This window comes from Alistipes sp. An31A, assembly GCF_002159425.1.
GTDB classification, from domain to species: Bacteria; Bacteroidota; Bacteroidia; order Bacteroidales; family Rikenellaceae; genus Alistipes; species Alistipes excrementigallinarum.
The window spans coordinates 309,408-323,095 of record NZ_NFIO01000002.1 but is presented as its reverse complement, the minus strand read 5'-3'; the positions used below and the strand labels follow the sequence as shown (position 1 = coordinate 323,095).

Here is a 13,688-nt window from a genome sequence, read left to right as displayed (position 1 = left end):
ACTGCCGTTCACGTAGAACAGCACCTTGAATGTGCTTCTTGCCATACTCGTTTCTTTTTGGTTGCAAAACTATAAATCAACGAGTTACCTATTGATAAGCAAAGCTGCGCAGAACGCCGCAAAATGAAACGAGGACTGTTAAATCTGCACTTTCATCGGGTAATGATTAGGAAACCGTTCTTTTGCTTTAATCTGCTTTAAGACGGTTTTCAATTGTCTGCCCAACTTCTGCGTTTTTCTTCTAACTCCCTAATTATCAAATCCTGTTGCGTTAATCTGCTGCAATTCGGCGGATATTCCAGAGATTTTTCATAAGTTTGTAAGAATTGATTTTAGGGTTAGTCCGGTCCACAGGGGGACCGGATGGTCTTGGCGATTCGACAGGCGGGGGGACGGGCAGGTCCTTCCGCTTGTGTTTTTTCGGGTCGGGCTAAGTCTGTTTCATGGTTCTGGGTGAGGTTTTGGTTTGTTTTCGGTTTGATGTAATCTATTTATATTCAGATATTTCAGTATACTTCGAAGATGGCCCGCCCGTCGGTTTCGCGGTTCCCGTCCTCAAGCCCGATTTGGTGGAAGCGGAGCTTCGAGGAGATGGTGAAGTAGCGCAGGATGACGTCGAGGCTCTGGTTGGAGAAGGTTCCCGTAAAGGTGTTGCCCAGCAGCTTCTGGTCCTTGATGTCGAACGAAACGTTGTACTTGTTGCCAATCATGCGCAGCGCGTCGTTGAGTGGCGTGTTGTCGAGCACGATTTTACCCTCTTTCCACGAGGTGCTGCTGGCGATGTTGGCCTGGTCGAGGTAGATGGCGCCGGTGCGCGAGTTGTAGATGACGAACTGGTCGGGAACCAGCCGCACGAGCTGGCGCATGTGGCGCGAGTCGTCGTACTTCATGCCGATGCTTCCCTTGACCAGCGTGGCGCGGATGTACTCGTCGTTGTAGGCCTCGACGTTGAACTCCGTGCCGTAGACCTCGATTTCGGTCGAACGGGCCTCGACGACGAACTTGTGCTTGGTGTCCTTCGTCACCTCGAAGTAGCCCTCGCCGCAGAGCTTCACGCGGCGCTCCTTGCCGCTGAAGCGGGTGGGATAGATGAGTTTCGAATTGGAATTGAGCCAGACGCGCGAGTTGTCGGGCAGCGTCACGGCGCTTATCATGCCCGTGGTCGAGCGAATCTCGACCATGCTGTTGTTCTTTTCGGTGATTTTCGAGGCCAGGAGCAGCGAGAGTACGATGAAGGGGAGCAGCAGTACGGCAGCTATGCGCTCCAGACGGTGGAACGTCCGGTGCCAACGGTCGCTCCGGATGCGGCGGTGCACCTTGCGCAGCGCCTCGGCCGGGTCAATCTCCCGGTGCAGGCGCTCGGCTTCGGCCGCCAGGTTAATATAATAGAGGTGCTCTGCCGTCTTGCGGTGCTCCTCGCTCCCGGCAATCCATGCCGCGACCTTTTCGGCCTCGGCCGACGAGAGCTCGTTGTTGAAGTAACGGACGAGCAGGGTTTCGATTTCAGGAAGGTCCATAGTTTGGGTTTTGTTATTATGACTCATTTGCGGGGCGAGTTCCTAAACGGAACGACGACTTTTTTTCATTGTTTTGTAAAATTTTTTTATCTCCGGCTTGCAGTTGGTCTTTTCCGGATGTCAAAGGTTGTTTTTCGGAATGGCATGGCCCGTTGAGCTGTCGGGTGGCGCAGCTTTTCGGGTTGATGCCTTCGGATTGACGCCCGGAGTTCGTTTGCAGCGGCGCGGATTTCAGGACGGAGCCTTCGTGGCTTTCGATACGTAAGCAGTTTCGGGTGGACGTATTGGTACTTGATTGGCTCATCTTTCACCTTAATTGGTTAAAAACGGGGTGTATGATGTCTGCTTTGGGTATGCACCGGCTCCATCGGGACTTTTTTTGTCGTTTTTTCCTGAGACATGCTCCCCAAAGAGTTGGAGTTCCGATTTATTTACTAATTTTGAATCATGCTCAAAAAGGAACGGATTTCGGAATCGGAACTGCTGACCCGACTGTTGGAGGGGGAGCCGCAGGCTTTCGACGAGATTTTCACGCGGTATTACACCTCGCTGTGTGCCTTTGCGAACCTGTATGTCAAGCAGACCGAGGTGGCGGAAAACATCGTTCAGGACCTGATGCTCTGGTTGTGGGAGAACCGTTCCGAGCTTCAGATTCGGGGGGCCTGTCGCACTATCTCTTCACCTCGGCCAAGAACCGCTGTCTGACCTATCTGAGCCGTGAGGCCCTGCGCAGCAACCGTTTGAGCGACCTGCGGGTCGATGTTGCCAAGCCCTTCGGCGTTCCCGACATCTACCAGCTCGAGGAGCTGCGCCAGAACATCCGCCGGGCGGTCGAGGAGCTGCCCGAAGCCTATCGTGAGGCGTTTGAAATGAACCGTTTCGAAAACCGTACCTACAAGGAGATAGCCGAGGAGCTGGGCATCTCGGCCAAGACGGTTGACTACCGTATTCAGCAGAGTCTGAAGATTCTGCGCGTCAAGTTGAAGGATTATCTGCCGCTGATTCTCTTCCTGCTGGCTGCGGGCATGCTCGGTGCCGACCACTGGTTCGGGCTGTAACCTCTCCGGTGAGCGTTCGTGTGCAGCTTGTTCCGTATCCGTTTATCTGCCAGCCGGTCGTCTGACCCACATCGGTCGGGGGCAAGTTAATCCTTATTTATTAAAAATTTTATAAAATCAATAAGACGAAGAAGAGCCCGCTTTCCTTTCGGAAGCGGGCTCTTCTGTTCTCCCTCTGTGATGTGTTGAGCGGCGGGGATGCCGGCCTTGCGCGTGGAATCGCGTGGAGTGGGGCATCTGCTCTTGCTCCGTGGGCCGCCGCGGTGCCGTCCGCCGGGTCAGCGGCGGAAGCTTCCCTCCCAGCGGCTCTCGTTGCCGCAGCCGTCGCGGACGACGAGCAGCAGGCGGTGCGTCGAGCCGTCCGGCCCCTTGGGAAAGTGGTATTCGAGGGTGCCCTGCATCGGGTAGCGTTCGCAGGGGGTCCACTCGCCGTCGACGTAGAGGTCGCAGGAGGCGATGCCCGAGAAGTTATCGCCCAACCGGAAGCGGAGGGCTCCCTTGCGTGCAAGGTCGGCGCCCGATTCGAAGAGCGGGCGTATGGTCGGGGGCAGCGTGTCGGCTACGGCGAGCCAGTCGCCCGAGGTGCGGATGCGTGCCGTCAGCCGTCCGTCGGCGTAGGAGCCGCCCAGCCAGACGAGCTGTCCGCGGCGGTTGATGCCGGCCAGCGTGACGTGGCGCCCCATCTCCTCCGGTACGAAGAGCTGCAGCGAGAGGGTCACGGCCGAGGCCAGCGGCGTTGTAAGCTCCAGAAATCGGTAGGCGGGGGTGAGCACCTCGACACCCGTGGCGTGGGCCGAGGGGTTGTCGTGCCGCTCGGGGCGGGCGAAGAGCGATTCGTGAAGCGCTCCGGCCGGGATGCGGAGTGTCGCCTCGTCGCCGATGCGCAGCAGTGCGTCGCGGTCGCGCCGCAGGGCGACGGCCGCCGAATCGCGCCGGGGCTGGAGGCGTGTCTCGCCGCCGCGGATGTCGAACTCGAGCGTCGAGCAGTTGCCGCAGTCATCTTCGGCCTCGATACGGATGTGGCGGCTCTCGCCCGGTGCCGTGCGGACCAGGCCGCGCTCCCGCAGCGTGGGGTAGAACTCGGCGGGGGCCCCTTCGAGCTGCGCCAGACGAATGACCTCGGCGCGGGCGCCCACCTGGAGCGGGTAGCAGGAGACGGCGTCGCAGCTGCGCGAGCGGTCGAACGTGAAGCCGTCCATGCGGTACTCGAAGCAGTGCCGGCCGTCGACATAGAGGCTCACGCGGTAGAGCCCGAAGCGGTTGTAGACGCCGTCGCGGCGGTCCGATGCCTCGATGACGAAGTAGCCGCGCGGACCCACCTCGATGCTCCCGGCCTCCGTGCGGTAGCGCCCTTCGGCCGTCTTCTTCAGCTCGAAACTGCGCAGCGGTCCGTGGACCGGAATGCCTTCGAGTGTGTCGACCTCGGCGTAGCGGAGCCCCAGCATGAGCGGTGCGATGTGGTCCTTGGGGCGGATGATGCCCATGCGGACGGTGTTGAGCGTGCGTTGTGTGGCCGTCTCCCGTATTTCGAAGTGGAGGTGCGGCCCGAACGACGAGCCGCTGTTGCCCGAGCGGGCCACCACGTCGCCCTGTGCGACGGGGAACTCGCCGGGCCGAAACCACAGGTTGACGCTGTTGCTGCGCGTGCGGCGCCGCTCGGCGTCGACGCGCTGCTCCAGGTCGTCGCGGAAGCGCAGGATATGGCCGTAGACGGCCGTATGTCCGTCGCGGAGCGTGATGTAGAGGGCGCGTCCGTAGCCGCCCGGCGCCACCGAGAGGCGCGAGATGTAGCCGTCGCCCACGGCGACGAGCTCCTTGCCCACCGCACCGTCGGTCTTGATGTCGACGCCGCCGTGGAAGTGGCCCGGGCGCAGCTCGCCCAAGTTGGCCGAATAGAGTCCGGAGACCTGCCGGACGGGGTAGAGGTATCGGGTCGAATCCTCGCGTGCGAGGGCCGTCGTGCAGCCCGCCGCAAGGAGCATCAGGGTCAGAAGATATCGCATTCGTCGTTCTCTTTGATGAGTGTGGCGACCAGGTCGCCCACCGTTTCGTAGTCGTATCCGAGCGAAAGGCCGTAGCGCAGCAGCTTGTTCCGCCGCTCGAAGGGGGTTCCGCCCTTCAGGCTCCGCATCTTGCGGCGCAGCTGCTCCTCGAGCCGCCGGCCCATTGCCGCGCGGTCGGTCTGGCGCAGTGCGGCGTCGATTGTCGCGCGCGCGATGCCCTTGCGGAGCAGTGCCGCCCGGATTTTGTATTCGCCCCAGCCGCTCAGCCGCAGCTTGTCGCGCACGAAGGCCTCGGCATAGCGGGCGTCGTCGATGAAGCGGTCGCGTACGAGCCGCTGCAGCACCTGCTGCCGGTCGCCCTCCGACAGCCCCCAGCGCTGCATGAGCCGCAGCGCGTCACCCGTCGAGCGCTCGGCACGGGCGCAGAGCCGCATGAGCGCGGCGAGCGCCTCGTCGGGGCTCTTCGTACGCGGAGTGCGGGGCGCAGCCGCTGCGCTGCCTTCGGGGGTTGAAGTTCGCGGTTGTTTCATCGTTGCTCGTTTGGGGTCGGGTTGGTCGTTCCGCCCGCTGCGGTGCGGAGGTCGCCCCCGGTTTCGGGGGCGGCTTCGGCTTGCGGCGCCGCAAGCCGGGCTGAAGCCATGCGCTCCCGCCCGAAGAGGTCGCGGCGGATGCGCACCTCGGCGTAGCCCTCCTCGAGGAGCATGCGGCGCATCGTCTCGCCGGCCCGTTCGTAGATTTCGAAGTAGAGCCCTCCGTCCGGGGCGAGCATGCGGCGCGCCTGCCGTGCGATGGCGCGGTAGAAGAGCAGCGGGTCGTCGTCGGGGACGAAGAGCGCTCCGGGGGGTTCGTAGTCGCGCACGTTGGGATGCATCGCCGCGGCGTCGCTCCGGGGAACGTAGGGGGGATTGGAGACAATGACGTCGAACGTCCCGGCGAAGCACTCCGCCAGATTGTCGAGCGCATCGGCGCGGCGCAGCTCGATGGGCGCTTCGAGGCGGCGGCTGTTCTCGGCCGCCACGGCCAGCGCCTCGTCGGCGATGTCGGCCGCCGCCACCTCGGCGCGGGGAAGCCGCCGCTTGAGGGCGATGGCGATGCAGCCGCTGCCCGTCCCCACGTCGAGCAGCCGGCGGGCCGTCGGGTGCTCACTTGTGACCCACTCCACCAGCTCCTCGGTTTCGGGGCGGGGGATGAGCACCCCCTCGCGCACCATGAAGCTCATGCCGCAGAACTCCGCCTCGCCCAGCTCGTACTGCACGGGGCGTCCCGCCGCAAGCCGTGCGATGACGTCGTCGAGCCCCTCAAGCTCGAGCTCCGCCCCGGGGTCGGCCAGCAGCTGCGTGCGGCTCACGCCGCCCAGCCCGGCGGCCGTGAGCAGTGCGATGCTGCGCGCCTCGTCGTGCCCGTAGAGGGGGGTGAGCGCCTCGGTGATGCGGCGGATGATATCGTGGCGGGTGGTCATGGGTGGAGCAGGTCGGCAAGAATGATGGCCAGCGCGGCCTCGACCACCACGGCGCCCCTCAATGCAATGCAGAGGTCGTGGCGGCCGCCGATGCGCAGCGCCCGCCGCGTCCCCGTTGCGGGGTCGTAGGTGAATTGTTCGCGGGCGATGCTCGGCGTGGGTTTGAAGGCAACGCGCACCACGAGGTCGTTGCCGTTGGTGATGCCGCCGTCGATGCCTCCCGCATGGTTCGTCGCGGTGTGTCCCTCGGCGTCGAGCAGCAGGTCGTTGTTGGCGGAGCCGCAGCTGCGCGCCGCGGCGAAGCCGCTGCCGAACTCCACCCCCTTGACGCCGGGGATGGCGAAGAGCAGGTGGGCGGCCACCCCTTCGACCGTGTCGAAGAAGGGCTCGCCGTAGCCGGCTGGAACGCCCCGCACGCGGCAGGCAACCACACCGCCCAGCGAATCGCCCTCGGCGGCGGCGTTGCGCAGCAGCTCCTCGAAGCGGGAGGCGTCGTCGCATCCGCCCATCTCGGCCAGCCGCGTCTCGAAGCGCACCTCGCCGGGCAGCATCCGCTTGGCTACGACCCCCGCGGCAACGAGCGGCAGCGTGAGCCGCCCCGAGAAGTGGCCTCCGCCGCGCGGGTCGTTGTAGCCGTGGTACTTGACCCACGCCGTGCGGTCGGCGTGCGAGGGTCGGAAGCGCGAACCGGCGGCGGGGTAGTCCGCCGAGCGGGTGTCCGTATTGTCGAACAGCAGCGTGAGCGGCGCCCCGGTCGTATGGCCGCGGTAGAGCCCCGAGACGATGCGCGGGGTGTCCTTTTCGCGGCGGGGCGTGGTCCCCGCGGCGCCCGAGCGGCGCCGTGCCAGGTCCGCCTCGAACTCCTCGGCCGAGAGCGGAATGCCTGCCGGCACGCCGTCGAGCGTGATGCCGAGCAGGCTGCCGTGGGATTCGCCCCAGAGCGAGAGTCGGAAGTTTCTGCCGAAGGTATTCATGGAAATGGGGGTTCTCTCTTCTGTTGTTTTCGATGTCACCGGACGCGCAGCCGCTTGAGCTCCTCGAAGAAGAGCGGGTAGCTCTTCGAGACGCACTCGGCTCCCTCGATGGTCACCGGACCGTCGGCGCGCAGGGCTGCGGCGGCCAGCGACATGGCGATGCGGTGGTCGCCGTGGCTCGAAACCCGTCCGCCGTGGAGCGCTCCGCCGCGGATGCGCATGATGTCCTCGGTATCGATGTCGATTTCGATGCCCAGACGGCCGTACTCCTCGCGCAGCGCCTCGGCGCGGTGGCACTCCTTGTGCTCGAGGCGCGAGGTGCCCCGGATGACGCTCACTCCCTCGGCCGCCGAGGCCAGGACGGCCAGCGCCGGGAAGAGGTCGGGGCAGTGCGTGGCGTCGAACTCGAAGGCGCGCAGCGGACGTTGTGCCGCCGTGACGGCCTTCGTCTCGTCGATGAGGCCCGCCCCCGAGCGGACGAGGGCCGTCAGCACGGCCGTGTCGGCCTGCTGCGAGAGGCTCGAGATGGTCTCGACACGCACCTCGCCGGCCGTGGCGCCGATGGCCAGCATCATGGCTGCGGCGCTCCAGTCGCCCTCGATGGCGAACTCCGCCGGGCGGTAGCGCTGGCCCCCCTCGATGAAGAACTCTTCGAGGTCGTTGTGGCTGATTTCCACGCCGAAGCGGGCGGCCGTCGAGACGGTCATCGCCAGATAGGGCTTCGAGACGGCGTGGCGCACGTGGAGTGTCGTGTCGCGGTGCGCCAGGGGAAGCGCCAGCAGCAGTCCGGTGACGAACTGCGACGAGAGCGAGCCGTCAATCTCCAGCTCGCCCCCCTCGAGCGGTCCCCGCACCTCGACGGGCAGCCGCCCCTCGTTGTCACGGGCGTAGGCGCCCAGCTGCCGCAGCGCCTCGGTCATCGGGTGCATCGGGCGGCGGAGCAGCGACCCCGTGCCCTCGATGAGCATCGGCTCGCGTCCGAGGGCGGCAATGGGGGTGAACAGACGCGCCGCAAGGCCCGATTCGCCCACCTGGAGCCGGTTGGCGCGGGGCGCCAGGCCTCCGCGGATGGAGAGCGTGTCGGCGCCCGTCTGCCGCACCTCGGCACCCAGCGTGCGGATGCAGTGCAGCGCCGAGCGCGTGTCGTCGCAGAATTCGATGTTGTGCAGGGTCGATTCCCCGTCGGCCAGCAGCGAGGCGGCCAGGGCGCGTTGGGCGTAACTCTTCGAACAGGGGGGCGTCAACGCGCCTGCGACGCGCCCCGGGGGTATGGTGATGTCCATGACTGGAATTTACTCGTTTTTCGGCGTCCCGGTTTCCGCCCCGGCGTCCGCTTCCGCTCCGCCGTCGGGCGCTGCGGCATCCGCCGGCTTCTGAGCTGCGTCCGCCTCCGAAGTCCGGGGCGCGGCCTCGGCCGCCTTGCGGTTTTTCATGTCCTGGGTGATTTGGTGGCTCTTCTTGAGCTCGAAGTGCTGTCCGAGGTAGACCTTGCGCACCATCGGGTCGGCGGCCAGCTCCTCGGCCGTACCCGTCTTGAGGATTTTGCCCTCGTAGAGCAGGTAGGTGCGGTCGGTGATGGCCAGCGTCTCGTCGACGTTGTGGTCGGTGATAATGACGCCGATGTTCTTGTGCTTCAGGGTGGCGACAATCGACTGGATATCCTCCACGGCGATGGGGTCGACACCCGCAAAGGGCTCGTCGAGCAGGATGAAGGCGGGGTTGATGGCCACCGCGCGGGCAATCTCCGTACGGCGCCGCTCGCCGCCCGAGAGCTGGATGCCGAGGCTCTTGCGCACCTTCTGCAGGCGGAACTCCTCGATGAGCGCCTCGACGCGCTCCTGCTGGTACTGCTTCGAGTAGTCGGTCATTTCGAGCACGGCCCGGATGTTGTCCTCGACCGAGAGCCGGCGGAAGACCGACGCCTCCTGGGCCAGATAGCCGACGCCCATCTGTGCGCGGCGGTAGACCGGTTCGTGCGTGAGCTCGGTCACCACGCCCTCGTCGTTCTCGAGAAATATCTGCCCCTCGTTGGGTTTGATAAGCCCCACAATCATGTAGAAGGTCGTCGTCTTGCCCGCTCCGTTGGGTCCGAGCAGACCGACGATTTCTCCCTGCCGGACATCGATGGAGACGTGATTGACCACCGTGCGGGTCTTGTATTTCTTGACGAGTTCGCTGGTGTAGAGACGCATGTTTTGCCGAATAAATTTTTGACAAAGTTATGCTTTTTTCCGAAAAAATTTTTATCTTTGGATGAATTTTGTGATTTTAGAGACTGTGCAGACGACAATGAAACAGGAGCAGGAAAAGGAACAATCATCGCTGTTGCACGAGAAGCTGAAGGAGTACTTTGGATTCTCATCGTTCAAAGGGAACCAGGAAGCCGTCATCCGCAACGTGTTGGCCGGCAGGGATACCTTTGTATTGATGCCAACGGGCGGCGGCAAATCATTGTGCTACCAGCTTCCGGCGCTTCTGATGGAGGGTGTGGCGATTGTCATCTCGCCGCTCATCGCCCTGATGAAGAATCAGGTGGACTCCATGCGGACCTTCTCGGCCGAGTCGGGCATTGCGCACTTCCTCAACTCGTCGCTCAACAAGACGGCTGTGCAGCAGGTCCGCTCCGACGTGCTCGAGGGAAAGACCAAGCTGCTCTACTTCGCCCCCGAATCGCTGACCAAGGAGGACAACGTCGCCTTCCTGCGCAAAATCAAAATTTCGTTCTACGCCATTGACGAGGCGCACTGCATCTCGGAGTGGGGCCACGACTTCCGGCCCGAGTACCGCCGTATACGCCCCATCATCAACGAAATAGGCCCGGCGCCGCTCATTGCCCTGACGGCCACCGCCACCCCCAAGGTGCAGATGGACATCCAGAAGAACCTGGGCATGACCGACGCCTCGGTCTTCAAGTCGTCGTTCAACCGTCCCAACCTCTATTATGAAATAAGGCCCAAGCACAACGTCGACCACGACATCATCCGCTTCATCAAGCAGAACGAGGGCAAGAGCGGCATCATCTACTGCCTGAGCCGCAAGAAGGTCGAGGAGCTCACCGAGCTGCTCTTGGCCAACGGCATCAAGGCACGCGCCTACCATGCCGGCATGGATGCCTCGACGCGTGCTGCCAACCAGGACGACTTCCTCATGGAGCGTGTCGACGTGATTGTGGCGACGATTGCCTTCGGCATGGGCATCGACAAGCCCGACGTGCGCTACGTGATTCACTACGACATGCCCAAGTCGCTCGAGGGCTACTACCAGGAGACGGGCCGTGCGGGCCGCGACGGCGGCGAGGGGTACTGCCTGGCCTTCTACAGCTACAAGGATATCCAGAAGCTGGAAAAGTTCATGCAGGGCAAGCCCATTGCCGAGCAGGAAATCGGCAAGCTGCTGCTGCTCGAGACGGTCTCCTATGCCGAGAGCTCGATGTGCCGCCGCAAGACGCTGCTGCACTACTTCGGCGAGGAGTATACCGAGGAGAACTGCGGCAACTGCGACAACTGCCGCAACCCCAAGCCCAAGGTCGATGCCAAGGCCGAGCTGAAGATGGCGCTCGAGGCGCTGCGCGACATCGGCGACAAGTTCAAGAGCGACTACCTCATCAACGTGCTCCTAGGCAAGAATACGGCCCTCATCAAGAGCTACGGCCACAACAAGTCGAAGTGGTTCGGCGCCGGGGCCGACCACGATGACCGCTTCTGGGGCGCCGTGGTGCGTCAGGCGCTCATCCTCGGGCTGGTCGACAAGAACATTGAGAACTACGGTCTGATTTCCATCAACCGCAAGGGTGAGAACTACATCGCCATGCCCTTCCCCGTGACCGTGACGCTCGACCACGACTACGACGCCGAGGAGAAGGAGATTGAGGCGGTGGCGCCGATGGGCAAGGGCGGAGCGGCCGACGAGGAGCTCTTCGCGATGCTCAAGGACCTGCGCAAGAAGGTGGCCAAGAAGCACGGGCTGCCCCCCTTCGTCATCTTCCAGGACCCCTCGCTCGAGGACATGTCGGTGCAGTACCCCATCACGCTCGAGGAGATGCAGAACATCACGGGCGTGGGCGTGGGCAAGGCGCGCAAGTTCGGCGAGGAGTTCGTCAAGCTCATCAAGGCCTACGTCGAGGAGAAGGAGATTATCCGCCCGCAGGACATGATTGTCAAGTCGGTGGGCAACAAGTCGGGCAACAAGATATTCATCATCCAGTCCATCGACCGCAAGATGGACTTCGAGGACATCGCCCGCGCCAAGGACCTCGACTTCGACGAGCTGCTGACCGAAATCGAGGGCATCGTCAACTCGGGAACGAAGCTCGATATCTCCTACTACATCCGCGAGTTCATGGACGAGGACAAGGCCGACGATATCTACCTCTACTTCAAGGAGGATGCCGAGAGCGATTCGCTCGATGCGGCCATCAAGGAGCTGGGTCCCGACTATACGGAGGAGGAGATTCGTCTGGTGCGCATCAAGTTCATCTGCGAGCAGGGCAACTGATGCTCCGGTGAGGCGTTTCCGGCGGTTTTCAGTGCCGCCGGCAGGGGTCTCTCCGGTGCGCGAGATAAGGGACCTTTGCGTCGTCCGGGCACTGCCCGGAGCCGGTGCGGGGCCCGATGTAACCTAAAACGAACGCCTATGAATAAGAAGACCTTTACTCTTGCCTTAGTGTTTTTCTGTGCGACTGTCGTGTGGCTGGGGGTCAACATCTATTGGCTTGTGGCACGGCCGGCGTGTGTCTGTCTGCTCGATTTGCTCATTGCCTTCCTCTTCGTGCTGGCGGGTGCGGGCATGACCTGGAACGAATACAAGAAGAAGCGGCGGCGCCACCTCGACGAGGTCAATCCGCACAAACTCCCCTGAGGGGCCTAAACTGAGATTCTGAGCCTATGAAAGAGAAACTGTTGCAGGGACTGCGGCTGCTGATGATGGTCGTGGCCATTGCGGGCATCATCTATGCCGTCGAATACATGCCGTCGGGCATCGCCGTCTGGTTCTGGGTTGCCGTGCTGGGCGTGGGCTTCGTCGGCCTGCTCTATTCGTTCCGCGTCACGCAGCGGAGGCTGCGCCAGGCGCGCCGTGAGCAGGAGCGCAAGGAACAGAAGGAGGAGAAGAAGAACCGCTCCCGCTTGCGCCGAGGCCGCCGCTGAGCCGGTGGGGGGATGGCCCGTTTGTGCAGGAGGGGCGCTGAACCGGCAGAGTGGTTCCCGGTTGTGCAAAAGCCGCCGCTGAGCCGGTGGGGTAGTTGACCGTTTGTGCAGGGACGCCGCTGAGTTGGTAAGGCTCCGTGTCGTTGAGGCACCGGGGCGGTCGTTCCGGGACCGGCTGCTGCGGGGAATGAACCTTGCGGAGGGTTGCGACGACCTTCCCGAACCCGAAGTAAGAAGCAAGAAGAGGACAGGGAGTGGTGAAGGCTGCTCCCTGTCTGCGTGACGGAGCCGATGGAGCGCCCTCTTCGGCCGGCGAAAACCCGGCTTCCGGTTTGGCTCTCTGTCGCCCTTTTCGTATCTTTGCACCCATGACTGAAGTCAGAGCCAAAAAATCGTTGGGCCAGCATTTCCTGGTCGACCTCAACATTGCCCGCAAAATCTGCGACGCGCTCTCGGGCGGCGCCCTCGTGGCCACACCCGACGGCTCCTTCCACTGTGCCGCGCCGGAGACGGACGCCGCGCCTAAAGCGAACAATGCGCCAAACGGAGACGTGGCATCGGACACCGCAGTCGTGGCGAGCTCCACGGCGAAGAGCGCGCCGAAGCCCTCCGTGCCGTCCGAAGCCTCCGGACAGGAGGCGGATGTGCCTGCCGGCGGCGCCTGCGACGTACTCGAGGTGGGGTGCGGCATGGGGGTCCTGACCCGCTTCCTGCTGCAGCGCCGCGACATCGTTACCTACGGCGCCGAAATCGACTCCGAGAGCGTCGCCTACCTGCACGACCACTATCCCGAGTTTACGCCGCGCCTTATGGAGGGCGATTTCCTGCGGATGGAGCTCCGCGACCTCTTTCCGCGCGGGGTGAAGGTGATTGGCAACTTCCCTTACAACATTTCGTCCCAGATTTTCTTCAAAATCCTGGAGAACCGCGACCTGGTGCCCGAATGCGTCGGGATGATTCAGCGCGAGGTGGCCGTGCGTCTGGCCGAGCCTCCCGGCTCGAAGGAGTACGGCATCCTGAGCGTGCTGCTGCAGGCGTGGTACGACATCGAATACCTCTTCACGGTCAACGAGACGGTCTTCAATCCCCCTCCGAAGGTCAAGAGCGCCGTCATCCGCCTGCGCCGCAACGGCGTCGAGCGGCTCGACTGCGACGAGCGGCTCTTCGTGCGGGTGGTCAAGGCGTCGTTCGGCCAGCGGCGCAAGATGCTGCGCAACTCGCTCCGGGCCGTCTTCGGCAACTTTGGCGGCGAGGAGCACCCCTTCTTTTCACGGCGTGCCGAGACGCTGTCGGTGGCCGAGTTCGTCGAGCTGACGCGCTGGGTGGCGGCACACATCGGAGCTGCCTCCGCAGACGGCGCAGGGGCGGATGCACCGGCGGAGCGCAACCAGGGGGCGGCCGGTCCGACCGGAGCCTGACGTAAGACGGACGCTCCGAAGAGCGGGTGCCGTATGGAAAACCCCGGAGGAACCTTTATTCATGGGTCCCTCCGGGGTTCGCTTTTTCTGCAGGGCGGAGCCTGTCGGCCGGCGT

General features: G+C 63.4%; 13 protein-coding genes. 5 read left to right on the top strand and 8 right to left on the bottom strand.

The features are described 5' to 3' along the window. Positions 1-506: 506 nt before the first annotated feature. Positions 507-1,517 carry a FecR domain-containing protein gene (locus tag B5F90_RS03305; protein WP_087361137.1) on the bottom strand — a complete coding sequence of 337 codons (1,011 nt, stop codon included), beginning with the start codon at positions 1,515-1,517 and terminating at the stop codon, positions 507-509. Positions 1,518-1,533: 16 nt separating this feature from the next. After that, positions 1,534-1,821 (bottom strand): hypothetical protein, encoded by a 288-nt coding sequence (locus tag B5F90_RS10790; protein WP_143256092.1) that lies wholly within the window; start codon positions 1,819-1,821, stop codon positions 1,534-1,536. 322 nt (positions 1,822-2,143) lie between these two features. Between B5F90_RS10790 and B5F90_RS03300 the strand changes: the two genes are divergently transcribed. Beyond that, positions 2,144-2,575, top strand: a complete 432-nt coding sequence (locus B5F90_RS03300) for a sigma-70 family RNA polymerase sigma factor (protein WP_239307732.1) — start codon at positions 2,144-2,146, stop codon at positions 2,573-2,575. 278 nt (positions 2,576-2,853) lie between these two features. On the opposite strand, the gene B5F90_RS03295 is transcribed toward B5F90_RS03300, so the two are convergent. Genes B5F90_RS03295 through lptB form a run of 6 tightly spaced genes read right to left on the bottom strand, consistent with a single transcriptional unit; the run spans position 2,854 to position 9,203 of the window. After that, on the bottom strand, positions 2,854-4,578 hold the full coding sequence (locus tag B5F90_RS03295) for a M23 family metallopeptidase (RefSeq protein WP_087361135.1): 1,725 nt from the start codon (positions 4,576-4,578) through the stop codon (positions 2,854-2,856). After that, positions 4,563-5,108, bottom strand: a complete 546-nt coding sequence (locus B5F90_RS03290) for a regulatory protein RecX (protein ID WP_087361133.1) — start codon at positions 5,106-5,108, stop codon at positions 4,563-4,565. Before B5F90_RS03290 ends, B5F90_RS03295 begins: the two co-directional genes overlap by 16 nt. Beyond that, a complete protein-coding gene (gene prmC / locus B5F90_RS03285; protein WP_087361131.1) occupies positions 5,105-6,037 on the bottom strand; it encodes a peptide chain release factor N(5)-glutamine methyltransferase in 933 nt (310 codons plus the stop codon). Before prmC ends, B5F90_RS03290 begins: the two co-directional genes overlap by 4 nt. Further along, positions 6,034-7,011: a chorismate synthase gene (locus B5F90_RS03280; RefSeq protein WP_087361129.1), complete on the bottom strand. Its 978-nt coding sequence runs from the start codon at positions 7,009-7,011 to the stop codon at positions 6,034-6,036. Before B5F90_RS03280 ends, prmC begins: the two co-directional genes overlap by 4 nt. Positions 7,012-7,046: 35 nt before the next feature. Then, positions 7,047-8,294 (bottom strand): 3-phosphoshikimate 1-carboxyvinyltransferase, encoded by a 1,248-nt coding sequence (gene aroA, locus B5F90_RS03275; protein ID WP_087361127.1) that lies wholly within the window; start codon positions 8,292-8,294, stop codon positions 7,047-7,049. Between the two features lie 9 nt (positions 8,295-8,303). Then, a complete protein-coding gene (lptB, locus tag B5F90_RS03270) occupies positions 8,304-9,203 on the bottom strand; it encodes an LPS export ABC transporter ATP-binding protein (protein WP_234025670.1) in 900 nt (299 codons plus the stop codon). Between the two features lie 97 nt (positions 9,204-9,300). Here lptB and recQ point away from each other — a divergent pair, with 97 nt between their 5' ends. The 4 genes from recQ to rsmA all read left to right on the top strand — a co-directional run bounded on the left by recQ (position 9,301) and on the right by rsmA (position 13,573). Further along, positions 9,301-11,505: a DNA helicase RecQ gene (recQ, locus tag B5F90_RS03265; RefSeq protein ID WP_087361125.1), complete on the top strand. Its 2,205-nt coding sequence runs from the start codon at positions 9,301-9,303 to the stop codon at positions 11,503-11,505. A gap of 138 nt (positions 11,506-11,643) precedes the next feature. Next, positions 11,644-11,868, top strand: coding sequence for a hypothetical protein (locus B5F90_RS03260; RefSeq protein WP_087361123.1), 225 nt, complete (start codon positions 11,644-11,646; stop codon positions 11,866-11,868). 26 nt (positions 11,869-11,894) lie between these two features. Further along, positions 11,895-12,155: a hypothetical protein gene (locus tag B5F90_RS03255; protein ID WP_087361121.1), complete on the top strand. Its 261-nt coding sequence runs from the start codon at positions 11,895-11,897 to the stop codon at positions 12,153-12,155. 368 nt (positions 12,156-12,523) lie between these two features. After that, complete coding sequence (gene rsmA / locus B5F90_RS03250; RefSeq protein WP_087361119.1) at positions 12,524-13,573, top strand: 16S rRNA (adenine(1518)-N(6)/adenine(1519)-N(6))-dimethyltransferase RsmA; 1,050 nt, start codon at positions 12,524-12,526, stop codon at positions 13,571-13,573. Positions 13,574-13,688 lie beyond the last annotated feature (115 nt).